Annotated in this window: 26 protein-coding genes; 12 read left to right on the forward strand and 14 right to left on the reverse strand. The window is 62.0% G+C overall.

What is annotated here, in order from left to right; translation table 11 throughout:
* Positions 1–6: 6 nt before the first annotated feature.
* From KW838_RS04400 to KW838_RS04415, 4 genes are all read right to left on the reverse strand, one after another.
* Positions 7–1,803, reverse strand: coding sequence for an amidohydrolase (locus tag KW838_RS04400; protein ID WP_218500623.1), 1,797 nt, complete (start codon positions 1,801–1,803; stop codon positions 7–9).
* Positions 1,804–2,004: 201 nt separating this feature from the next.
* Complete coding sequence (locus KW838_RS04405; protein ID WP_218500624.1) at positions 2,005–3,027, reverse strand: helix-turn-helix transcriptional regulator; 1,023 nt, start codon at positions 3,025–3,027, stop codon at positions 2,005–2,007.
* 87 nt (positions 3,028–3,114) lie between these two features.
* Positions 3,115–3,957: a nitrilase family protein gene (locus KW838_RS04410; RefSeq protein WP_218500531.1), complete on the reverse strand. Its 843-nt coding sequence runs from the start codon at positions 3,955–3,957 to the stop codon at positions 3,115–3,117.
* The gene (locus KW838_RS04415; protein WP_102699178.1) at positions 3,954–5,453 is read right to left on the reverse strand and encodes a cytosine permease; all 1,500 of its coding nucleotides are present in this window, start codon (positions 5,451–5,453) and stop codon (positions 3,954–3,956) included. Before KW838_RS04415 ends, KW838_RS04410 begins: the two co-directional genes overlap by 4 nt.
* A 199-nt stretch (positions 5,454–5,652) precedes the next feature.
* Here KW838_RS04415 and KW838_RS04420 point away from each other — a divergent pair, with 199 nt between their 5' ends.
* Positions 5,653–6,555, forward strand: coding sequence for a LysR family transcriptional regulator (locus KW838_RS04420; protein WP_218483547.1), 903 nt, complete (start codon positions 5,653–5,655; stop codon positions 6,553–6,555).
* A 626-nt stretch (positions 6,556–7,181) separates the two neighbouring features.
* Here KW838_RS04420 and KW838_RS04425 read toward each other — a convergent pair.
* Together KW838_RS04425 and ggt are read right to left on the reverse strand one after the other, a co-directional pair.
* A complete protein-coding gene (locus KW838_RS04425) occupies positions 7,182–7,715 on the reverse strand; it encodes a cysteine hydrolase family protein (RefSeq protein ID WP_218500532.1) in 534 nt (177 codons plus the stop codon).
* Between the two features lie 69 nt (positions 7,716–7,784).
* On the reverse strand, positions 7,785–9,512 hold the full coding sequence (gene ggt, locus KW838_RS04430; protein ID WP_218500533.1) for a gamma-glutamyltransferase: 1,728 nt from the start codon (positions 9,510–9,512) through the stop codon (positions 7,785–7,787).
* A gap of 136 nt (positions 9,513–9,648) precedes the next feature.
* On the opposite strand from ggt, the gene KW838_RS04435 reads away from it, so the two are divergent.
* Positions 9,649–10,161 (forward strand): methylated-DNA--[protein]-cysteine S-methyltransferase, encoded by a 513-nt coding sequence (locus KW838_RS04435; protein WP_102699182.1) that lies wholly within the window; start codon positions 9,649–9,651, stop codon positions 10,159–10,161.
* An 89-nt stretch (positions 10,162–10,250) separates the two neighbouring features.
* Here KW838_RS04435 and KW838_RS04440 read toward each other — a convergent pair whose 3' ends face one another.
* Positions 10,251–10,844, reverse strand: coding sequence for an NUDIX domain-containing protein (locus tag KW838_RS04440; RefSeq protein WP_102699183.1), 594 nt, complete (start codon positions 10,842–10,844; stop codon positions 10,251–10,253).
* 57 nt (positions 10,845–10,901) lie between these two features.
* The gene (locus tag KW838_RS04445; RefSeq protein ID WP_102699184.1) at positions 10,902–11,339 is read right to left on the reverse strand and encodes a hemerythrin domain-containing protein; all 438 of its coding nucleotides are present in this window, start codon (positions 11,337–11,339) and stop codon (positions 10,902–10,904) included.
* A 145-nt stretch (positions 11,340–11,484) separates the two neighbouring features.
* On the opposite strand from KW838_RS04445, the gene KW838_RS04450 reads away from it, so the two are divergent.
* On the forward strand, positions 11,485–11,910 hold the full coding sequence (locus tag KW838_RS04450; protein WP_218500534.1) for a GNAT family N-acetyltransferase: 426 nt from the start codon (positions 11,485–11,487) through the stop codon (positions 11,908–11,910).
* A gap of 131 nt (positions 11,911–12,041) precedes the next feature.
* Here KW838_RS04450 and KW838_RS04455 read toward each other — a convergent pair whose 3' ends face one another.
* On the reverse strand, positions 12,042–12,392 hold the full coding sequence (locus tag KW838_RS04455) for a hypothetical protein (RefSeq protein WP_218500535.1): 351 nt from the start codon (positions 12,390–12,392) through the stop codon (positions 12,042–12,044).
* Between the two features lie 148 nt (positions 12,393–12,540).
* Between KW838_RS04455 and KW838_RS04460 the strand changes: the two genes are divergently transcribed.
* From KW838_RS04460 to KW838_RS04500, 9 genes are all read left to right on the forward strand, one after another.
* The gene (locus KW838_RS04460; protein WP_095966482.1) at positions 12,541–12,789 is read left to right on the forward strand and encodes a hypothetical protein; all 249 of its coding nucleotides are present in this window, start codon (positions 12,541–12,543) and stop codon (positions 12,787–12,789) included.
* 20 nt (positions 12,790–12,809) lie between these two features.
* Positions 12,810–13,139, forward strand: a complete 330-nt coding sequence (locus tag KW838_RS04465; protein ID WP_015094410.1) for a DUF6388 family protein — start codon at positions 12,810–12,812, stop codon at positions 13,137–13,139.
* Between the two features lie 24 nt (positions 13,140–13,163).
* Positions 13,164–13,868 (forward strand): YoaK family protein, encoded by a 705-nt coding sequence (locus KW838_RS04470; protein ID WP_102699187.1) that lies wholly within the window; start codon positions 13,164–13,166, stop codon positions 13,866–13,868.
* Positions 13,869–14,055: 187 nt separating this feature from the next.
* Positions 14,056–14,448, forward strand: coding sequence for a sulfurtransferase complex subunit TusD (tusD, locus tag KW838_RS04475; protein WP_007977064.1), 393 nt, complete (start codon positions 14,056–14,058; stop codon positions 14,446–14,448).
* Between the two features lies 1 nt (position 14,449).
* A complete protein-coding gene (gene tusC / locus KW838_RS04480; RefSeq protein ID WP_102699188.1) occupies positions 14,450–14,812 on the forward strand; it encodes a sulfurtransferase complex subunit TusC in 363 nt (120 codons plus the stop codon).
* On the forward strand, positions 14,812–15,105 hold the full coding sequence (gene tusB / locus KW838_RS04485; RefSeq protein ID WP_102699189.1) for a sulfurtransferase complex subunit TusB: 294 nt from the start codon (positions 14,812–14,814) through the stop codon (positions 15,103–15,105). The genes tusC and tusB overlap by 1 nt, the downstream gene beginning before the upstream one ends.
* Complete coding sequence (locus KW838_RS04490; RefSeq protein ID WP_015094405.1) at positions 15,102–15,437, forward strand: TusE/DsrC/DsvC family sulfur relay protein; 336 nt, start codon at positions 15,102–15,104, stop codon at positions 15,435–15,437. Before tusB ends, KW838_RS04490 begins: the two co-directional genes overlap by 4 nt.
* Positions 15,434–16,435, forward strand: coding sequence for a glycosyl transferase family protein (locus KW838_RS04495; protein ID WP_102699190.1), 1,002 nt, complete (start codon positions 15,434–15,436; stop codon positions 16,433–16,435). The genes KW838_RS04490 and KW838_RS04495 overlap by 4 nt, the downstream gene beginning before the upstream one ends.
* Before the next feature lie 91 nt (positions 16,436–16,526).
* Complete coding sequence (locus tag KW838_RS04500; RefSeq protein ID WP_218500536.1) at positions 16,527–17,528, forward strand: glutathione S-transferase family protein; 1,002 nt, start codon at positions 16,527–16,529, stop codon at positions 17,526–17,528.
* 128 nt (positions 17,529–17,656) lie between these two features.
* On the opposite strand, the gene cysG is transcribed toward KW838_RS04500, so the two are convergent.
* The 5 genes from cysG to lolA all read right to left on the reverse strand — a co-directional run bounded on the left by cysG (position 17,657) and on the right by lolA (position 22,817).
* On the reverse strand, positions 17,657–19,051 hold the full coding sequence (gene cysG / locus KW838_RS04505) for a siroheme synthase CysG (RefSeq protein ID WP_095966489.1): 1,395 nt from the start codon (positions 19,049–19,051) through the stop codon (positions 17,657–17,659).
* Positions 19,052–20,332, reverse strand: a complete 1,281-nt coding sequence (gene serS / locus KW838_RS04510) for a serine--tRNA ligase (protein WP_104447773.1) — start codon at positions 20,330–20,332, stop codon at positions 19,052–19,054.
* A 16-nt stretch (positions 20,333–20,348) separates the two neighbouring features.
* Positions 20,349–20,723 carry a fluoride efflux transporter CrcB gene (gene crcB / locus KW838_RS04515; RefSeq protein ID WP_008049383.1) on the reverse strand — a complete coding sequence of 125 codons (375 nt, stop codon included), beginning with the start codon at positions 20,721–20,723 and terminating at the stop codon, positions 20,349–20,351.
* The gene (locus tag KW838_RS04520; RefSeq protein WP_015094400.1) at positions 20,723–22,045 is read right to left on the reverse strand and encodes a replication-associated recombination protein A; all 1,323 of its coding nucleotides are present in this window, start codon (positions 22,043–22,045) and stop codon (positions 20,723–20,725) included. The genes crcB and KW838_RS04520 overlap by 1 nt, the downstream gene beginning before the upstream one ends.
* Before the next feature lie 148 nt (positions 22,046–22,193).
* Entirely contained in the window at positions 22,194–22,817 is a 624-nt protein-coding gene (lolA, locus tag KW838_RS04525) for an outer membrane lipoprotein chaperone LolA (RefSeq protein ID WP_008049385.1), read from the reverse strand.
* Between the last annotated feature and the right edge of the window lie 13 nt (positions 22,818–22,830).

Raw genomic sequence — 22,830 nt, forward strand, 5'->3', positions numbered from 1 at the left:
TGGTTTTTATTGGGCGGATCGGGAAGTAACGGCCTGGGAAACCACGTTTGGCGCAAGCCCCAGGAACGGCGCCTTGGCCCACACGACCTTGCCGCCGACCAGCGTCAACAGCACGTCATTGCGGCCCAGCGCCTCCTCGGGTACCTGCATGAAGTTCTTGTCGAGCACGATCAGGTCAGCGAACTTGCCGACTTCGACCGAGCCCAGCACCGCCTCCAGCTTCAGCTGTTGCGCGGCATTGAGGGTGATGCTGCGCAGCACTTCGGCTCGCGACATGGCCGGATCGTTGTTGAGTCGCCCGGCATATTTGGGTCCATAGCTGTGCGGGTTGGTGGGGTCGCCGGAACGGGTGACACCGACTTTCAGCGCCAGGAACTCATCGAGGGGATCGACCGGCCAGTCGCTGCCAAACGCCACACGGCCGCCGGCATTGGCGATGCTGCCCGAGGGTTCCATGCGCTCGAAACGCTCGGCGCCGAGGTGATCGCTGGTGCCGTCGACCGTGGACGGTGCCTGCTGCGCCCACTGGAACGACATGGTGGCCGTGACGTCCAGCGCCTTGAAACGTGGGTAGTCAGCAGGGTCGACTGACTCGGCGTGCGCGATGGCCGGGCGGAAATCCTGACCGGGCAGTTCCTTGCGCACGTAGGCGACGCTGTCCAGTGCATCGCGCACCGCGCGCTCGCCGGTGGCGTGCAGGTGCGGATCGAAACCGGCCTTGACCGCTTGCAGCACCAGCGGATTGAGCACTTGTGGCGGGAAGTACAGCTCGCCCAGGTTCTTGCCCGGCGTCCACTGCGGTGCCTTGTCGGTGCCGCTGTTGTGCAGGTACGGGGTCAACATGGCGCCAGTGTCCGCCGGGGCATTGATGATGCCGTCCATGAACAGTTTGACGTGGCGCATGCTCACGCCCGGCGCGACATGCACTTCGCCCTGGTCGTAGGTGTTGGCCAGGGCCTTGGCCTCGGCGATGGTTTTCACCGGGTCGGCGGCCGCGGCGGCCGGGTCCAGCTTGATCGCCAGCAAGGCCCGGGCGGTCAGTTCGCCGGTTTTTTGCAGAGTGGTGAAGGCCTTGCCGCTTTCCGCTCCCGACAGGGCATCGAAGAAGCTGGTGATGCCCTGCTGGCGCATGGCGTCGAGGGCCGCACGGGTCTGGTTGAGCTTTTCTGCGTCGGTCGCCGGCGGCACCACGGCGGCCAGAGACTCGGCGGCGCCGTCCTCGCAGATGCCGTTCGGGTTGCCGGCGCTGTCACGTCGGTACTTGCCGTCTTCGGGGTCGGGGGTGTTCTTGTTGATCCCGGCCAGTTCCAGGCCGCGAGAGTTGGTCAGCACGGTGTGAAAATCGGTGGAGCGCACCTGGATCGGACGCTGGGTCTTGAGCGCATCCAGGGTCGATTTGTCGGCGTCGCCGTCAAGCCCGGTCATGCCCATGCGATCCCAGCTGCCGACTTCCAGCCACACGTCCGGGCCCTTGTCTTTCTCGGCATCGAGGCAGGCCTGGATGCTCGCCTGAAACTGCGCGCGGGTCATGGTCTGGTATTTCAGGTCGCACAGCGTCATGGCGCGACCACCATCCCCCGGATGCATGTGCGCATCGACGAAGCCCGGCATCAGCATGCGCCCGGCCAGGTCGATCAGCTGTGTCTGCTTGCCGATGTAGCCGTCGACCCCGGCATCGCTGCCGACGTAGACGATCTTGCCGCCCGAAATGGCGATGGCCTGCTGCACGGAATTCTGGCCATCGACCGTGTAGACGTAGCCATTGCGCATGACCGTGTCGGCGGGTGTCGCCGCCAACGCCATGCCGGAAAATGTCGTGGTCGCCGCAATGGCGACAAAAAGCCTGGAAAGTCTCAAATGCCTCACCCCTGTTCTTATTGTTTTGAAGCGGCCCGAACGGCTGCACAAGCCCTTGTATAGACAGGGCCTACCCTATAGGGAGCAGCGTTCGAATGGACCTCTGCAAATGAGGAGGGGTCAGGCAAATAATTGAAACGGCTGGGATTAATCCCGGCGCACGGACTCCGTCAGCCCGCCCGGCGAACGCAGGACCGAGCCCAGTTCCACCTTGCTTTTCACACCGAGCTGCAAGTAGCAGTTACGCAGATAGGTGCGCACGGTCGCGGGGCTCAAGGCGAGGAGTTTGGCGATCTCTTTGTAGGAATGGCCGGCGGCGAACAGCATCGCTGCCGTGCGCTCCCGAGGTGCCAGGCCATCCCCGCCCGAGGGGGCTTCGAGGGACAGGATGACGTGTTCGGCGTTGGGGCTCAGGGTCAGGGCGCAGCGGCCCAGACGGATCACACAGGGGGCTTTGGACAATTGCGCGATCACCTCAGGTGGCAGCGTGGAACCGCTCCAGCCGGGCAGTTCGCGCTGGATGGCGACGCACAACCTGGCCCCCACATAGAGCAGACTGCCGTCCATGCGCGCGACGCCAAAATCACTCGCGCCGTTTTCGCTGTCGAAGCGAATCATGTCCTGCACCTGAAACCGCCACAGCTGGAACAGGTGATCGCAGAACGCCAAAAACAGCTCGGCTTCGTTCTCCTCGAACGCCTGTTCATCCTCACCCCGGTAGAGGCAGACGAAAAACATCAGGCCGCTTTCGGGCAATTCGTAGGTGATGCTCATCAAGTGATAGAGATCGAAGCGCCGGGCGAAATCATTGACTGCCTCGCAAGGGTCGGTGAAACCCTTGTCGCGCACCACTTCACCGGGATGATTGAGCGTGGCGTAGGAGAACTGATCGTTGGCCGCCACCGGATGCCATTCGGCGGCAAAGGATTCAGGGAGATTGATGCTGCCATGCATCCAGCTTTGCATGGGCACCTCAGGACCTGGCGCAGACATTTCGCCCCACCAGGCAGAGGCGAAGGGCACCAGTTGACCGAAGGCCTGCAGGCCATCGGCGATGAATCGCGACGCCCCGCTCTCCCGCGCCAGCCGGCCAAGGTGCAGTACGCAATGATTGAACGCCTTGAGCGTGACCATCGTTGCGTCACCGTCGACTTTATTTCCCGCCCCCATCATTGCGATCCCGTTCACTGCATGGCTTTTCGTTTCGACGATGCCATAGGCCCCTGACGGGCGTCCAGCACGCAATGACATCATCGGTTACAAACTGCTGTGCAACCCGTACAGCTGTGGCCGGCGGTCCTGATGCAGGTCGTTGCGGGCGCTGATGCGCTTGTTGCGCGCTTCGGCGAGGTTCAGCGTCGCCAGCAGGATCTGCTCGCCGCCCTGCTCCGCCGGCCCGGCCAAGGGGTAGCCGTCAGCATCGACGATGACCGACCCTTGCACCCAGCCGACCCCGCGCTCATGGCCATAGCGATCGCATGCGGCGATGAACAGGCGGTTCACCGAGGCATTGGCCTGCACCCGCAAGACTTCCGCCGGGCGCTCGGTCAGCGGCCGCGGACCGTCGGGCCAGTTGACCGGCGCGCACAACAGATCGGCGCCGGCCAGCGCCGGCAGTCGCACCCACTCGGGGAATTCCAGGTCGTAGCAGATCAGCATGCCGAGCCGTCCATGCACGGTTTCGATCACCGGCGGCGGCGCATCGCCGGCGGTGAAGATGTCCTTTTCGGCATCCCACAGATGCGCCTTGCGGTACACCGCGCGCAGGCCATTGGCGTCGATCATCGCCGCACTGTTGGCCAGCTCATCGCCGGGCAGGCGTTCGCAGAAGCCGCCGACGATCACCAGGTTCAGCTCACGGGCCAGGGCCTGCCACAACTGCAAGGTCGGACCGTCCACGGTTTCCGCCAGGCTCAGCGCCTCGTCGCGATCGGCAAACACATAACCGCTCTGCACCAGTTCAGGCAGCACGACGACTTGCGCGCCCTGGTGCGCCGCCTGGCGAATCGCGCGCTCGGTGAGCGTGCGGTTGTAGGCCAGGTCACCTATTTTCGGTGCCAGTTGGCAACAGGCGACCACGGTATTTTTTGCGTTGTTCAACGCCCTGTCTCCGCAGATGAATGGGTCATGGCGACGATGTCGCTCTCGCTCAGGGCGTCGATCACCCGGCGTTCGGCAGCCAGGTCAATCGAGCGGCTGAGCAGGTAATAAGTCAGCCCCGAGACCACCAGGCCCACCAGCCAGGCGATGTCCACGCCTTCCAGCACCCGCGCCAGCGGGCCGACAAACACCTCTTTGCCGGCAGCGGCATCGAAGATGTAGAAGAACGGCACCATCGCGGCGAAGCCGATCAGGTACGAAGCGATGCCGCGAAATTGCCAGGCGCCGTAGATGCCCTTCGGCGTGAAGAAATGCGGGATCGCATAGCGGCCCTTGCGCACGAAGAAGTAGTCCACCAGGTTGACGGCGGTCCACGGCACGAGGAAGTACAGCAACAGCACCAGGAAGGTGTTCAACAGCGCGATGCCGTCCCCTTTGATCGACAGCACGCAGGTCAACAGAATCACGCTGATCACACTGATCGACAGCACGCGGGCGCGGGGTGTCGGGGTGATTTTCCTGATCGAGTCGACACCGGTCAGCAGCGTCAGCATGGCGCTGTAGGTGTTGAGCGCGATGATCGGCAGGAAGCCCGCCACCGAGACGATCACCAGCAGATTGCCCAATCCCGGCACCATGGAAGAACCGACCTGGTTCAACGCCACCAGTGCATCCGCTGCTTTCAACTGCTGCGCCAGCCAGGCGCCGAGGCCGATCATCCAGCTGCCGGACAACGAGGCACCGATGAACACCGCCGCGATCAGTTTCACCCGGCTGGTGTTTTTCGGCAGGTAGCGGGAATAGTCGGACACGTAGGGCGCATAGGAAATGTTGTAGCTGGCACCGATGGCGAACAGCGTGGCGAAGGCCACCCAGTTGAAGCCCAGATCGGTCGCCGGCGTGACGCCTTCCTGGCCCGCACCGAACATCAGGGCGATGGTCACCAGGGCGTACAGCGGCAAGGTCGCCAGCAAGGCCCACTTGAACGCCTTGTGCATCAGGTCGTGGCCGTAGATCGACAACAGCGCACCGATCAGCACCACGGCGACGGCGACGATGGTCGGGTCAATGCCGAACACATGTTCCAGGCCGTTCATGATCAGCGAGATGTTCACCACGTTGAATCCGACGAACACGAACATGGTCGCCATCAACGCCAGGATCACCCCGCGATAGCCGAACTGGGCGCGGGACTGGATCATCTGCGGCAGGCCCATTTCCGGGCCCTGGGAACCGTGGAACGCCATGAAAATGGTGCCGAACATGATGCCCAGGGCACCGGCGAGCATGGTCCACAGTGCGGACAAGCCGAGGCTCGGGCCGACAAAGCCGATGGAGATGGTGAAGAAGTGGAAGTTGCCCAGGAACCAGAACGGCCCCTGGCTGCTGAGTTTGGCGTGACGTTCGTTTTCCGGAATGTAATCGATGGAGTGGCCTTCGATGGCCAATCCGCCACTCGCCTCGGCGGCGCGCGCAGACACTGGGGAACCTGACATACGATTGTTCCTATGCGGGTGTTTGTTGTTTTTGTGGTTACAGCGCTCGCTACGACGTCCAGATCGGGTGAAACTCCAGAAAAAGCTGACGATGACGCTGGTTTCACGGCAATGTAGGGTGTGAATCCGGGCAATAAAATATCGCAGGCACACTGTTCACATAGATCAGCGCCTATGTAATCGAGAACCAGGAGCCCCCATGCTGGGAACTGTTACGGAGCTGGATCTGCGTCTGATCCGGGTATTTTTGACCGTCGTCGAGGCCGGCGGCATCTCGGCGGCGCAAACCGCCCTCAACACCACGCAGCCGACGATCAGCGCGCAATTGGCGACGCTGGAAGCGCGGGTCGGTTTCCGTCTGTGCGAACGCGGACGTGGCGGGTTTTCCGTCACGCCCAAAGGCACGCAGTTCATTGAGGCGGCCCGACGCTTGCTGGCGGCGGCCGAAGGATTCCGGGTCGAGGTGCAGCACATCAACCGCAAAGTCTCGGGCAGCATCAACATTGGCCTGCTGGGGCAGATCGATCCGGTGGCGAACAAGAAAATCGGCCTGGCCATCGCCCGTTTGCGGGCTCGGCACGAGGGGCTGTACTTCCATTTCACCGAGCTGTCGTCGTCCCTGCTGGAAGAGAAAATCATCAACGGCCATATCGACCTGGCCATTGGTTACTTCTGGCACCGCTTGCCCAGCATCGATTATTTCCCGCTGTTCCCGGAAACCCAGATTGCCTACTGCGCGCCCTCGCATCCGCTGTTCGACCAGGTCGGCGCACTGACCCGCGAAGATGTCAGCGGCTTTGACTGGGTCTGGCCGAGCCATCCACTGCCGGAGATGCCGGCCCCCACCTCCATCGAACGCCTGACCGTGCTCACCGACAGCATGGACGGCGCGGCCCTGCTGATCCTGTCCGGCCAGCACCTGGGGTTTCTGCCGCAGCACTACGCGACCCGGCATGAACAGCTGGGGCAATTGCACCCGCTGAACCCGGAGTTGCTGCGCTATGAGGTGAGCTTTCATGCGGCGGTGCGGCATTCATCTCGTCAGAAGGACCTGGTGAGTGCGTTCCTCAACGAGCTGATCGAGATTTTCGGAGCGGTGTAGGGCCTGTGGGGGCTCTGGGTGAGCTGACATGAACGCTGGCTGTAATGACGCCTTCGCGAGCAGGCTCGCTCCCACAGGGGTTGGTGGGTGTACGCAAAATCTGCCAGCAACCGGGATTACTGTGGGAGCGAGCTTGCTCGCGATAGCGGTGGGTCAGCCAACACCGATGCTGGCTGTAATGACGCCATCGCGAGCAAGCTCGCTCCCACAGGGGGTGGTGGGTGTACGCAACATCTGCCAGGAACCGAAATTACTGTGGGAGCGAGCTTGCTCGCGATAGCGGTGGGTCAGCCAACACCGATGCTGGCTGTAATGACGCCATCGCGAGCAAGCTCGCTCCCACAGGGTTAGTGGGTGTACGCAACATCTGCGGGCAACCGGGATTACTGTGGGAGCGAGCTTGCTCGCGATAGCGGTGGGTCAGTCAACATCAAAGCTGGCTGGAATGACGCCATCGAGGGCAAGCTCGCTCCCACAGGGGGCGGTGGGTGTACGCAACATCTGCGGGCAACCGGGATTACTGTGGGAGCGAGCTTGCTCGCGATAGCGGTGGGTCAGTCAACATCAAAGCTGGCTGGAATGACGCCATCGCGAGCAAGCTCGCTCCCACAGGGAAATGTGGTGGATTAGAGTTGAATATCTTTGGCCGGGATCACGTCGATCCGCGCCACGGAACCGGTCAGGCGTTTCAGGTCCTTGTTGTGTTCGGCGATGATGTCTTCGGCGGTCTGGTTGCCGTTGTCGACGGTGGAGTGTGCGTCGCTCGCCAGCACCACGTCATAGCCCAGTGTCAGGGCCTGGCGCACGGTGGAGTTGATGCAGTAATCGGTTTGCAGGCCGCAGATGACCAGGCGCTCGAAGTCTTGCACCGGCAACAGTTTTTGCAGGTGGCTCTTGTAGAACGAATCCGGGGTGGTCTTGCGCACGCGATGATCCGCGGGCGAGGTTTGCAGCCCTGCGGCCAGTTGCCAGCCGGCAGTCTCATGCGCCAGCGGGCTGCCCGCTTCTTCGTGCTGGATCAGCACCACGGTCACGCCGGCCTTGCGCGCCCGGGCAGACAGGTCATTGATGGTGTCGATGACTCGTCCGATCTCGAAGCACTCGTACTCACCGGAACACAAAGCCTGCTGGACGTCGATGATTAACAACGCAGTGGTCATGATTTCCTTCCTTGAACGGTCGATGGTTCAGGGGACGAACATAAGCCCGTCCCCCTCCGGACACAACCCTCAGTAACCCAGCGACAACCCGGTGTTACGCCGTGGGTCGTTCGCCCCGTAGAAACGGTTCTTGCCCACCGGCTTGCCACCCAGGGACGGTGCACCGACCAGGATCGCCGCCAGGTGGTTGGCGTCCTGCGGACCGGCAAACTTGTGCCCCCAGCTTTCGAGGATCTTCACTGTGTCCGGGCTGGTGGTGAAGGCTTCCAGGTTGGTTTCCTCCGGCAGCCATTGCTGGTGGAAACGCGGTGCATCCACCGCTTCCTGGATGTTCATGCCGTAGTCGATCACGTTGAGCATGGTCAGCAAGGTCGCGGTGATGATGCGGCTGCCACCCGGAGTGCCGACCACCATCACCACCTTGCCGTCCTTGGTGACGATGGTCGGGCTCATGGACGACAGCGGCGCCTTGCCGGGTGCGATGGCGTTGGCCTCGCCCTGCACCAGGCCGTACATGTTCGGCACGCCGATTTTCGAGGTGAAGTCGTCCATTTCATCGTTGAGGATGACCCCGGTCTTGCTCGCCATCACGCCCGCGCCGAACCAGTCGTTGAGGGTGTAGGTCACCGACACCGCGTTGCCCCACTTGTCGACGATGGAGTAATGCGTGGTGTTGTTGCCTTCATGGGGCGCTACGCCGGGCTTGAGCTCACTCGATACCGCGGCTTTTTGTGGGTTGATCGCTTCGCGCAGCTTGGTCGCGTAGTTTTTATCCAGCAGGTGGGCAATCGGGTTCTTCACGAAATCCGGGTCGCCCAGGTAGCTGTTGCGGTCCACATAGGCGTGGCGCATCGCTTCGATCTGATAGTGCATGCCCTGGGCCGAGTGATAGCCCAGATCCTTCATCGGATAGCCTTCGAGGATGTTCATGATCTCGCAGATCACCACGCCGCCGGAGCTCGGTGGCGGTGCCGAGACCACGTGGTAGCCACGGTAGTCGCACTCGATGGGCGCCAGTTCGCGGGTCTTGTATTTGTCGAGATCGGCCTGGGTGATGATGCCCTTGTTGGCCTGGCTGGAGGTGACGATGGCGTCGGCCACCCAGCCCTTATAGAACCCGTCGGCGCCTTTCTCGGAGATTTCCCGCAGGGTTTTGCTCAGGTCCTTTTGCACCAGCTTCTGGCCGACCTGCATCGGCTCGCCGTTGCTGAGGAAGATCGAGCCGGAATCCTTGATGTCCTTCTTGAACATGTCGGTGGCGTAGTCCAGCAGATCGACGTCGCCCTGCTCCAGCACGAAACCGTCTTCGGCCAGCTTGATGGCCGGGGCGATGATTTCCTTGCGCGGCTTGGTGCCGTACTTGGACAGCGCCAGCTCCATGCCCGAAACGGTGCCCGGCACACCCACGGCCAGGTGGCCACGGGTACTCAGATCGGGAATGACGTTGCCGTCCTTGTCCAGGTACATGTTGGCGGTGGCGGCCAGCGGCGCTTTTTCACGGAAGTCGAGGAAGGTCTTGCGCCCGTCCGCCAACTGGATGGTCATGAAACCGCCGCCACCGAGGTTGCCTGCCGCGGGGTACACCACCGCCAGCGCATAGCCGACCGCGACCGCTGCGTCGACGGCGTTGCCGCCGTTCTTGAGCACATCCACGCCCACATGGCTGGCCAGGTGCTGGGCGGTGACCACCATGCCGTTTTCCCCCGTCGCCGGGGCCACGGAGGCAGCGTGAGCAGTCAGGCAGCTGAGAGCCAATGAGGTCGCAATCAGCGATTTGGCAAAAGGTTCGTACTTCATGAGTCGGTCTCTTCTTGTTATTAACCTGGGGAACGCTTCAAAAGCAGTGAGCAAGTATGGTCGGGATTACGTATTGCGCCTCCTCGTCGACACAGTATCCTTAACGCCTGTTCAGCAATTTCCCGTGAGCCCTGGCATGACCTATACCTGCATCACCGTGGATTCCCCGGTCGGCCAGTTGAAGCTGGTGGCGAACGGTTCGCGACTGGCAGCCATCCTCTGGGAAAACGACAAACCCGGGCGGGTGCGCCTCGGCCCGATGAGCGAGGCGCCGGACAACCCGATCCTGGTGCGCACTGCCGCGCAGCTGCGCGAATATTTTTCCGGCACCCGCGATCGCTTCGAACTGGAACTGGACTTTGCCGGCACGGAATTTCAGAAAAAGGTCTGGGCGGCGCTGCTGACCATCCCGTTCGGCGAGACCCGCAGCTACAGCCAGATCGCCGAACAGATCGGCAACCCGGCGGCGGTCAGGGCGGTGGGTGCGGCGAATGGCAAGAACCCGATTTCGATCGTGGCGCCGTGTCACCGGGTGATTGGTGCGTCGGGCAAGCTCACCGGGTTTGCCGGTGGGCTGGAGGCCAAGGCGTTGTTGCTCACCCTTGAAGGCGGGCAAACGCCCGGCACCGCGCGCCTGCCCGGCTTTTGACCTTGTAGGAGCTGCCGCAGGCTGCGATCTTTTGATCTTTTCAATGCAAGATCAAAAGATCGCAGCCTGCGGCAGCTCCTACGGGGAGATCAGGATTGATTGAATAGGTTTTTCATCGCCGCATACTGCAACAGCATGATGGTCTTGGCGTCGCAGATCTCGCCACGGTAGAACGCTTCGAGCGCGTCGTCGAACGCCCACTCCAGCACTTCCAGCTCTTCGGTTTCCGCCTCCAGCCCGCCACCGTCGCTGACTTTCGACCTGGCGTCGTACTCGGCAATGAAGAAGTGCAGTTTTTCCGTCACCGAACCGGGGCTCATGTACGCCTCGAACACCTTCTGCACATGGTGCACGCGGTAACCCGTCTCCTCCTCCGCTTCATCGCGGATGCGGTCTTCAGGCGCCGCGCCTTCCAGCAGCCCCGCCGCCACTTCGATCAACAGCCCGTCGTGACCGTTGACGAACACCGGCAGGCGAAACTGTCGGGTCAGTACCACGGTTTTCTTTTCGCGGTTGTACAGGAGAATCGCCGCGCCGTTGCCACGGTCGTAGACCTCTCGCACCTGGCGTTGCCACTCGCCGTTGTTGCGTTGGTAATCGAAGGTGATTTTCTTCAGCAGGTACCAGTCGTGGGACAACACCTGGGACTCAAGGATGTTGACCCGCTCGGCTGTGTTCGACATGACAACGCGTCCTGTTATTTGTCAGAGAGTGCACATGTTAGGTGAAAACCCGCCTCTTCAAGCAAGCTGCGCCTTGTACTCCTTCTCGTATTGCCCGGCCAACGACTCTTTCTGTTTGTCGTCGAGCAGTTTGCCGGCCATCTGGAAGAACTTCTGCTCTTCTTCCTCGAGGTGGTGATGCACCTTCTCCGAAAGCTTCTTCGCGGCCACCAACCAGGCCGGGCTGGACATTTCGGTGTCATCCAGCGCCTCCATCATTTCGTCCATTTCGTGATGTTCGGCGATGCCATGACGGCTGAGGTCGACGCCGTTGTCGAACTTCATCAACGGGATGTAGAAATGCCGCTCTTCGGCCGTGGCGTGAGCCTGCAATTCTGACTTGAGTTGCTTGTACGCCTCGACCCGCTCAGGCGTATCGCCGCTGGTACGGATCAGCGCCTTGGCATAGGTCCGTTGGCGTTCGTGGCTTTCGCGCAAGGCTTCAAAAATGTTCACGGGGCGTTGTCCTCATCAGCGGCGTCTGGAGTGACGCGTCTTAAGGAATGACAGCTGTGCGTTGGCGACGGTTCAACTTTCCCGGGGATGGAACAATCGCTGCAACCGGGATAGGCTGCGGCTTCACTGCCATAAGGATATAGCCATGAACCTGCGTATCGAACTGTCGCAAAACCCCACGGAAGAACAACGCCAGGCCATCCTCAAACCCTTGCGCGCCTACAATGGCTCGAAGGCCGAAGGCAACGTGCCTGAGCACATCGCCTTGCTGGTGCGCGACGACAACGACGAGATCCTCGGCGGTCTGCATGGCCGATTGTTTTACCAGTGGCTGTATATCGACTTGCTGGTGGTGCCGGAACAGGCACGGGGACAGGGCCTGGGCTCGAAACTGATGCAGATGGCCGAGGACCTGGCGCGGGAACGACATTGCGTCGGGCTGTGGCTCGACACCTTCGAATTCCAGGCGCCGGAGTTCTACAAGAAATGCGGCTACAGCGAGATCGGGCACATTGCCGATTACCCGCCGGGGCACAAGCACTTCTTCTTCCAGAAGCGCCTGAATTACTGATCAATACACAAAACCAATGTGGGAGCGAGCCTGCTCGCGAAAGCGGTATATCAGCCAACATTGATAGCGACTGACACTACGTCTTCGCGAGCAGGCTCGCTCCCACAGGGGTAATGCAACAAGCCTTCAGATCAGAGGCAAGTCGCCAACGCCGCCAAGCGGCGCTTGGCCACGAAATCATCCTTCTGTGCGTAGTAGCTCAACACCGTGCCCGAGGCATCGGTGGTCACGTCGACGAAGGACTCCGCCGAACGGGTATAAACGGTCGTGCCGCCCTTCTCGCCAGGCTCCAGATAGGCGGCGGCATCCACGCCGAACACGGCCTCGTCCTGCCAGGAGAACTGCACGCACTGGACGACGTCCTTCCCCGGTTTTTCCGAGTTCAGGGTCTTGTACGGGGCCTTGGTGCGGGCGTCGTTCATCGCCGAGCTGGCGCATCCGGCCAGCAACGTCACGGCCAGCGCCACCATCAGAATTCGCATTGCATTCACTCATCGGGAAAAAGCGGACTTTATCACCCCGGCAGCCCGTATCGTTCTGCTTTACTGCATTTATACCGCGACAGCGCACAACGATTCGCGCACCCTGTCGCGCTAACAACGCCCCATCGCACCCCTGACTGGAAATCTGATGACACCTAATGCCGAGTTCTACAAACCGAGCACTGAATATGCCGACAAGCTGATCAGCCAGATCGGGCAGACGCCGTCCTGGATCGCCAAGCGAATCGGCGTCACCGACAAGCGGATTCGCTACATCCTCGACGGCGAAAGAACCGTCAAAGGCGAAACCACGCCGATCCAGATGACCTACACCGAGCAATTTGCCCTCGAATGCCTGGCGGCAGCGGCCAAGGCCAGCAAGCAGCAATCCTCGTAATCCGTTTTCAAGGAGCGACCATGGCGGCAACCGAGCAGCAACATGAACAGGCACTGAAGCGGTTTCTCGATGAACGTCCCGAGTTGCGCCACGACCTCGACAACCTCAACCCGTTGCAGGCCCAGGCCAAGGGTGAAACCCCGGCGCAGTACCGCGACGAACGCTTGCACGAAGCCTTCGAGGCCGAGGCGGAACGCCAAGGATTGTTCGCCTGGGAGCTGACGCTGCAACTGACGGCTGCTACGGCCGAAGACTACGAAGCGCAGCGCCTGGAAGTGCACCGGGAAGTGGCGGAAATGGCCGGTATGGACTGGCTGGAGTATTGCGAGTTGAATGGGATAAAACCCTAAGCCTGTTCAAGGATGCCGTCGCCAATGCTGCCCAACACCGCCAGGACCCACGCCAGCCCCGGTCACTTGCACACGCAGAAATGGCGCGGACGCATAGGCCTGAGCCTGGTGGCCATGCTCTCGGTACTCGCCGGCATGACCGACGCCATCGGCTTCATGGCCAGCGGCGACTTCGTCTCGTTCATGAGCGGCAACACCACCCGGATGGCGGTCGCCATCAGCACGGGCGACCTTGGCTTGACCCTGCGCCTGGTGATCCTCGTCGCCACCTTCATCGTCGGCAACGCCCTGGGCATTATCGTCAGCCGCCTGGGTGGCCGGCGGGCCCTGCCGCTGCTGTTGTGCATCGCCACCCTGCTGTGCGCCGCCGCAGCCTGGCCTTATGACGGGCAATTGCCGGCCCTGCTGGCGGCGATCATCGCAATGGGCATGCTCAACGCCGCGGTGGAAGAAGTGAACGGCCTGCCGGTGGGCCTGACTTACGTCACCGGCGCCCTGTCGCGTTTCGGCCGCGGACTGGGCCGCTATATGCTCGGCGAGCGCCGTAACGGCTGGCGCGTGCAACTGATCCCCTGGACCGGCATGTTCGCTGGCGCGGTACTCGGTGCCGTGCTGGAACATCACCTGGGACTCAAGGCGTTGTTTGCCAGTGGCCTGCTGGCTGCCGCGCTCGGGGTACTGTCGTTGAAGATCCCGCGACGCTGGCAGTTGGGGTACATGCCGCGCTGACACCTCTATCCCCCTGTAGGAGCTGCCGCAGGCTGCGATCTTTTGACTTTGATTTTTTAAAAACAAGATCAAAAGATCGCAGCCTGCGGCAGCTCCTACAGGGGGTTTGCGGGGATATGGCAGGTTACTTTCGCCGACCCGCCGATAAAGCATTATCATGGCCGCAGTTTCGCTGATCGAGTCTGTCATGAAGTTCGCCATCGCCGTGTTTTCCGCCGCCCACGCGCCCTCCTCGCGCCGCGCCCTGCTGTTCGCCCAAGCGGCGCTGGCCGGCGGGCATGAGATCGTCCGGCTGTTTTTCTATCAGGACGGCGTCTACAACGCGTCCGCCAGCGTGGTCACGCCCCAGGATGAAGCGGACTTGCCCAAGCAATGGCGCGCCTTTGTCAGCGACCACCAACTCGATGGCGTGGTGTGCATCGCCGCCGCCCTGCGGCGTGGTGTCTTGAATGAAGAAGAGGCCCGGCGCTATCAGCGCGAGGCCGTTGCCGTCGGTGCGCCGTGGGAATTGTCCGGCCTCGGCCAATTGCATGACGCGGCGCAGGATGCCGACCGCCTGATCTGTTTCGGAGGCGCATGACGTGGCCAAATCCATATTGATCATCAGCCGCCAGTCGCCATGGTCCGGCCCGGGCGCGCGGGAAGCGCTGGATATCGTGCTGGCCGGCGGGGCCTTCGATCTGCCGATTGGCCTGTTGTTTCTCGATGACGGCGTGTTCCAGCTGGCCGCCAGCCAGAACGCCAGGACCTTGCAACAGAAAGACCTGAGCGCCAACCTGCAAGCCCTGCCGCTGTTCGGTGTCGAGGAACTGTTTGCCTGTGGCGACAGCATCAGCCGGCGCGGCCTCGACCCGAGCGGCCTGGTGCTGGAAGAAGCCCGGGTGTTGGCCGCCCACGAAATCACCGCCCTCATTGACCGTTACGACCAGGTGATTACCCTCTGATGTCGACTTTGCATGTGTTGTCTCACTCCCCGTTCGGTGACGAACGCCTGACCAGTTGCCTGCGCGTGATCGGTGCCAACGACGGATTGCTGCTGTCCGGCGATGCGGCCTATGCATTGCAGCCAGGCACCGTGCCGTTCACAGCGCTCAGCACCCGTGGCCTGAAGCTGTTCGTCCTGGCCGAAGATGCCCAGGCCCGTGCGCTGGTGGTTCCGGACTGGGCCCAGGCGATCGATTACCCGGCCTTCGTCGAACTGTCGATTCACTATGACAAGGTCAACAGTTGGCTATGAATGCATTGACGGTCGGCGCTCGCGCCATCGAGCTGGACAAGGACGGTTTCCTGGTCGAACTGAATGACTGGTCTGCCGATGTGGCCAGTGCCCTGGCGGCGGCCGAAGACATCGAGTTGACGCCCGAACACTGGGAAGTCCTCGAACTGCTGCGCAGTTTCTACGCCGAGTTCCAGCTGTCACCGGCCACCCGCCCGTTGATCAAGTACACCGCATTGAAACTCGGCCCGGAAAAAGGCAACAGCCTGCACCTGAACCGACTGTTCAAAGGCACCCCCGCCAAACTCGCCGCGAAGCTGGCGGGCCTGCCCAAACCGACGAATTGCTTATGACCGATTACCCAGCACTGACCCTCGAAACGCCCGCCGAGCACCCGTTCGCCCAGTTTGTGCGGATCCTCGGCAAAGGCAAGCGCGGCGCCCGTGACCTGACCCGGGTCGAGGCCCGCGAGGCCATGGGCATGGTACTCGATGAAAAGATCGAGGAAACCCAGCTCGGCGCATTCCTGATGCTGCTGCGGCACAAGGAAGAAAGCGCCGAGGAAATGGCCGGGTTCACCGAAGCCTTGCGCGAACGCCTGAACCCTCCGGCGCTGGCGGTGGACCTGGACTGGCCGACTTACGCCGGCAAGAAGCGGCACTTGCCGTGGTACCTGTTGGCAGCCAAGTGCCTGGCGCAAAACGGCGTGCGGATTTTCATGCACGGCGGCGGCGCCCACACGGCCGGTCGCCTGTACAGCGAGCAACTGCTGGGTGAATTGAACATCCCGCTGTGCCGCAACTGGCAACAGGTCGGCTCGGCGCTGGATAACGGCGGTCTGGCCTTCATGCCCCTGGTGGACTGGGCACCGCAGCTGCAACGGATGATCGACCTGCGCAACACCCTCGGTCTGCGCTCGCCGATCCACTCGCTGGCGCGGATTCTCAATCCGCTGGGCGCGCGTTGCGGCCTGCAGAGCATTTTCCACCCCGGCTATCAGGCCGTGCATCGCGATGCCAGCGGCTTGCTCGGCGATACCGCGATCGTGATCAAGGGCGATGGCGGCGAGATCGAGATCAACCCGGACGCCGACAGCCACCTGTATGGCACCACTGGCGGCGAGAGTTGGGACGAGGAATGGCCGCAGTTGTCGGCGCAGCGTCACGTCAAACCCGCCTCGCTCGATCCCGAACACCTGAAAGCGGTGTGGCGTGGCGACGTGGTCGACAGCTATCCGCAAATGGCGCTGATCTCGACCATGGCCCTGGCCCTGCGTGGACTCGGCCAGAGCCGCGAACAGGCCTTTGAAACCGCCGAACAATACTGGGCCGCGCGCAACAAATCGATTTAACCGATCATTCGCGCCCGATCTTTGCGCTTTTTGTTCGAACCCATGGGAATAGACTCGACTCCAACGAATATTGGCTTCTGGAGTCTTGAACATGGGTTTGTTAGTCGATGGCCGCTGGCAGGACAAGTGGTACGAAAGCAGCAAGGACGGCGCGTTCCAGCGTGAACAGGCGCAACGTCGGCACTGGCTGACCGCAGACGGCAAGCCGGGACCGACGGGCGTCGGCGGTTTTGCCGCAGAACCCGGTCGCTATCACCTGTACGTGTCCCTGGCCTGTCCGTGGGCCCATCGCACCCTGATCCTGCGCAAACTCAAAGGCCTCGAAAGCCTGATCGACGTTTCGGTGGTCAGTTGGCTGATGCTGGAAAACGGCTGGACCTTCGACAAAACCCTCGGCTCCACCGGCGACAAGCTCGATCACTTCGACTTCATGCACCAGCGCTACACCGCCGATACCGCTGATTACACCGGCCGCGTCACGGTGCCGGTGCTGTGGGACAAACAGCACAAACGCATCGTCAACAATGAATCATCGGAAATCATCCGCATGTTCAACGCTGCCTTCGACGATCTGACCGGTAACGACCTGGACTTCTACCCGGCGCCGCTGCGCGGTGAGATCGATGCGTTGAACGAGCGGATTTATCCGGCAGTGAACAATGGCGTGTACCGCGCCGGGTTTGCCACGTCGCAACAGGCTTACGAACAAGCCTTCGACGAGGTGTTTGCCGAACTGGACCGCCTGGAGCTGCTGCTGGGCGCCAACCGCTATCTGGCTGGCGAATACCTGACCGAAGCGGACATCCGCCTGTTCACCACGCTGATTCGCTTCGATGCGGTGTACTACGGGCACTTCAAGTGCAACCTGCGGCGGATTGCGGATTATCCGAACCTGTCGAACTGGCTGCGGGAGATTTATCAGTGGCCGGGGATTGCCGAGACGGTGGATTTTGAACACATCAAGAATCACTACTATGCCAGCCATCGCACCATCAACCCGACGGGTGTGGTGCCCAAGGGGCCGGCGCAGGACTTTACCGTGGCTCATGACCGGGAGCGGTTGAGTGGGAAAGGGGTTTGGCGAAAGGCCTGAGTCTGAGCTGAGTTTTGCGGTGGATGTGAGGGCCTCTTCGCGGGCAAGCCCGCTCCCACAGGGGATTTGTGTCGTTCACGAATCCAATGTGGGAGCGGGCTTGCTCGCGAATGGGAACAACTCGGTCTTCAGACCTGCCCCTGAGCCCCCTCGAACCACGCCAGTTTCTCGCGCAGTTGCACCACCTCACCGACGATCACCAGCGTCGGCGCATGCACCTCATGCTCCGCCACCAATCGTGGCAAATCGGCCAGGGTTCCGGTAAACACCCGCTGATTGACCGTTGTACCCTGCTGGATCAACGCCGCCGGGGTATCAGCACCGCGACCGTGCTTGATCAGTTGCTCGCAGATGATCGGCAAGCCCACCAGGCCCATGTAGAACACCAGCGTCTGCGCCGGTGCGACCAGATCGGCCCAGGGCAAATCGGTTGAGCCGTCCTTCAGGTGCCCGGTGACAAAGCGTACCGACTGCGCGTAATCGCGGTGGGTCAGCGGAATCCCGGCATAGGCCGCGCAACCACTGGCCGCCGTGATTCCCGGCACGACCTGGAACGGGATGCCATGGGCTGCCAGTTCTTCGATCTCTTCACCGCCACGACCGAAGATGAACGGATCGCCACCCTTCAGTCGCACCACACGCTTGCCTTGCTTGGCCAGGTCCACCAATTGCTGGTTGATCTGATCCTGCGGCACCGCGTGATCGGCACGGCGCTTGCCGACGTAGACCCGCTCGGCGTCGCGGCGGCACAGTTCGAGAATCGCCGGCGCCACCAGACGGTCGTACAGCACCACGTCGGCTTGCTGCATCAGGCGCAGTGCCTTGAACGTCAGTAGATCGGGATCACCTGGCCCCGCCCCCACCAGATAGACCTCACCGGTCGCCACTGGAGCTTCACCATCGATTTTCGCCTGGAGCAAACGCTCGGCTTCAGCGCCCTGCCCGGCCAGTTGCCGATCGGCAACCGGACCCTGGAAAACATCCTCCCAGAACGCCCGACGCTGCTGCACATCCGGAAACAGGCCTTTGACCTGATGACGAAAACGCGCCGCCAGGCCGGCCAGTTGACCGTAGGTGGAAGGAATCCAGGTTTCGATCTTGGCGCGGATCAAGCGTGCCAGCACCGGCGCGTCACCACCGCTGGACACGGCAATGATCAGCGGCGAGCGGTCGACGATGGCCGGGAAGATCACGCTGCACAGGGCCGGCGCGTCCACCACGTTGACCGGCACGCAACGCCGATGGGCATCGGCGGAGACTTGTGCATTCAGCGCTTCGTCGTCGGTGGCGGCAATGATCAGCCCGCAACCGTCCAGATCCGCCTCGGCGTAGCCACGCAACAGGCACTCGCCACCGCTGCCGGCAACCAGTTCGCGCAGTTGTGCTTCGATTTCAGGTGCAACCACCCGCAGCTGCGCACCGGCATCGGCCAGCAGGCGGGATTTGCGCAAGGCAATTTCCCCCCCACCGACGACCAACACACGACTGCCGCGAAGGTTGTGAAACAGCGGCAGATATTTCATTTAACCGATGACCTCAAGGCCACCCATGTACGGCTTGAGAACCTCGGGCACACGGATCGAACCGTCGGCCTGCTGATAGTTCTCCAGCACCGCCACCAAGGTGCGACCCACTGCCAGGCCGGAACCGTTCAGGGTGTGTACCAGTTCCGGCTTGCCGGTTTCCGGGTTGCGGAAGCGCGCCTGCATGCGGCGGGCCTGGAAGTCGCCACAGTTGGAGCACGACGAAATTTCGCGGTACTTGTCCTGGCTCGGGATCCACACTTCCAGGTCGTAGGTCTTGACCGCGCTGAAGCCCATGTCGCCGGTGCACAGCGCCAGGGTGCGGTAAGGCAGTTCCAGCAGTTGCAGGACTTTCTCGGCGTTGGCGGTCAGGCCTTCCAGCGCTTCCATCGATTTCGACGGCTCGACGATCTGCACCATTTCAACCTTGTCGAACTGGTGCTGACGGATCATGCCGCGGGTATCACGACCCGAAGCACCGGCTTCACTGCGGAAGCAAGGCGTGTGGGCGACGAACTTGATCGGCAGCAGTTTCGAATCGACGATTTCGCCGGCGACGATGTTGGTCAGCGACACTTCGGCGGTCGGGATCAGGTACAGATCGGCCTCGCCTTCGCGGGCGATCTTGAACAGGTCTTCTTCGAACTTCGGCAGTTGACCGGTGCCTTGCAACGCCGGGGCTTGGACCAGGTAAGGCGTGTAGGCCTCTTCGTAGCCGTGCTCGGTGACGTGCAGGTTGATCATGAACTGCGCCAGGGCGCGGTGCAGACGGGCGATCGGGCCACGCAGCAGGGCAAAACGGGCGCCGGACAGCTTGGCCGCGGTTTCGAAGTCCAGCCAGCCGAACTTCTCGCCCAGGGCCACGTGGTCCTGAACCGGGAAATCGAAGGCAGTCGGGGTGCCCCAACGGCGCACTTCAACGTTGCCTTCTTCGTCTTCGCCGACCGGTACCGATTCGTGCGGCAGGTTGGGAATGCCCAGCAGGATCGAGTCCAGTTCGGTCTGGATCGCATCCAGTTCGACTTTACCGGCACTCAATTCGCCCGCCATGCGCTCGACATCCGCCATCAGCGGCGCGATGTCTTCGCCGCGCTGCTTGGCCTGACCGATGGATTTGGAACGCGCGTTACGTTCAGCCTGCAGTGCTTCGGTGCGGGTCTGGACGGTCTTGCGCTGTTCTTCCAGCGCTTCGATGCGCGCAACATCCAGTACAAAGCCACGGGATGCCAGGCGGTCCGCTACGTCCTGAAGGTTGCTACGTAACAGTTTGGAATCGAGCATGTCGGTTTCTCGTTTATCAAAGTTTGGTCAAGGACAGGCCGGCCCAGGTGGCAAGCAGCCCGCCGAATACGCTGAGCGCCGCATAGCCCAGGGCCAGCGGCACTTGCCCGCTTTCAAGCAGGCGCACCGTATCCAGTGAAAAGGATGAAAAAGTCGTCAGCCCCCCGAGGAAGCCAACCATCAACCCGGCGCGCACCTCGATGGGCACCTCCGGGCGTATCAAAAACAGACCGTATAGAACGCCGATCAGCAAACAGCCCACGATATTAACGGCCAGCGTCGCGGTATAGAAGTGCCGCGGCCAATTCGCGTTGATCCAGTTACCCGTGGCAAAGCGCAACAGCGTGCCGGCCATCCCGCCGACGGAAACCGCAACGATCAAGGGAAGCACTATTTTCTCCGCTGCCGGGGGCTTAAACGGTCGAGTTTTGCCAGGTGGTTGAGTTTTTCGCCGATCTTCAACTCCAGGCCACGGGGCACGGGCTGATAGAACGGAATCGGGTCGAGCTCTTCCGGGAAATAGTCTTCCCCGGCGGCGTAAGCATCCGGTTCGTCGTGGGCATAGCGATATTCGTCGCCATAGCCCAACTGCTTCATCAGCTTGGTCGGCGCATTGCGCAGGTGCAGCGGCACTTCCAGCGAGCCGTGTTCGGCGGCCGCGCGCAATGCGGTCTTGAAGCCCATGTACACCGCGTTGCTTTTCGGCGCGCAGGCCAGGTAGGTGATGGCCTGGGCCACCGCCAGCTCGCCTTCCGGGCTGCCGAGACGCTCCTGCACTTCCCACGCCGCCAGGCACAGGCTCAGGGCGCGCGGGTCGGCGTTGCCGATGTCTTCGCTGGCCATGCGCACCACACGCCGTGCCAGGTATAGCGGATCGCAACCGCCGTCGATCATGCGCGCGAACCAGTACAGCGCGCCGTCGGGGTTGGAGCCGCGCACCGATTTGTGCAGCGCGGATATCTGGTCGTAGAACGCTTCGCCACCCTTGTCGAAGCGTCGACGGGTGTCGCCGAGCAGGCTTTGCAGGAGCTCGGTGCCGATCTCGCTGTTGTCTTCGGCGAGGTCCGAGGCGTTTTCCAGCAGGTTGAGCAGGCGTCGACCATCGCCGTCCGCGGCCGACAGCAGCATCTGGAAGCCTTCATCGCTGAGGGTCAGGTTGCGCTTGCCCAGGCCCCGCTCTTCGGTCAGCGCGCGCTGCACCAGTTTGCGCAGGGCCGCTTCGTCGAGGCTTTTCAGCACGTAGACGCGGGCGCGGGAGAGCAAGGCGTTGTTGAGTTCGAACGAAGGGTTTTCCGTGGTCGCGCCGATGAAAATCAGCGTGCCGTCTTCGACATAAGGCAGGAACGCGTCCTGCTGGGACTTGTTGAAACGATGCACTTCGTCGACGAACAGAATGGTGCGGCGGCCATACTGCGCGGCCTGCTGCTTGGCGATTTCCACCGCCTGACGGATCTCCTTGACCCCGGCCAGCACCGCCGAGACCGTTTCGAAGTGTGCATCCGAGACTTCCGCGAGCAATCGCGCCAGGGTGGTCTTGCCCACGCCCGGCGGCCCCCAGAAAATCATCGAATGCAGGGCACCCTGCTCCAGCGCTTCGCGCAAGGGCTTGCCGCGAGCGAGCACGTGTTCCTGACCGACGTACTCGTCCAGGTTGGCCGCGCGCAGGCGGGCGGCCAGGGGCTGGGCGATGGGGGTGCTGCGAAACAGGTCCATGACTATCTACAAAACCTCACTGGTTCTCTATCCCCTGTAGGAGCGAGCCTGCTCGCGATGGACGTTAACGATAACGCTGGCAGCCTGACACCCAGCGGTGTCCTTGAGTCCATCGCGAGCAGGCTCGCTCCTACAGGGGTTCTGCGTTTTATTCCTGGATCACGTCCGCCCCTTTAGGGATGTCGAACTTGAACTTGGACGCCGGGATCGGCTCGTTGGCCTTCACCCCGGTGAACAGGATATTGGTGCGCTGGCCGACACTGTCGATCAGCTGCATGTCGTTGACCAGACCATTGCGGAACGACAGGCGCAGGCTGTCGAACAGGGTGTCCTTGGTCTTCGGCTTCAAGGTGAAGTCGATCACGCCGCCGGCTTCCTTGGCGCTGATGTCGAAGCTCTGGCTGATCTTGGACACGTCACCGGACAGCAGCAAGGCCGGGGTCTGGGTCAGGCGCTGGTCGAGGTTCTTGATGGTGGCCTGTTCCAGGTCCGGGTCCCACAGGGTGACTTTCTTGCCATCGGAGATCATGGTCTGCTCGGCCGGCGCATCGGTATGCCAGTAGAACAGGCCCGGACGCTGCAGGGACATCTCGCCGGCGGTTTCCTGCAACTGGGTGCCGGTGCCATCAAGGGTCAGTTGCGAGAAACGCGCCGTCAGGGTCTGGGATTTTTCCAGCAGTTGGGTCAGGCGTGCCACGTCCTTGTCATCGGCGTTAGCCTGGAGCGTGGTCAAAGCCAGTACCGGCAGCAACAGCATGCGGATCAGACGCATGGGAGTCCTCATA

Origin of the sequence: Pseudomonas sp. PDM27 (genome assembly GCF_019219205.1) — a bacterium.
GTDB classification, from domain to species: domain Bacteria; phylum Pseudomonadota; class Gammaproteobacteria; order Pseudomonadales; family Pseudomonadaceae; genus Aquipseudomonas; species Aquipseudomonas laurylsulfatiphila.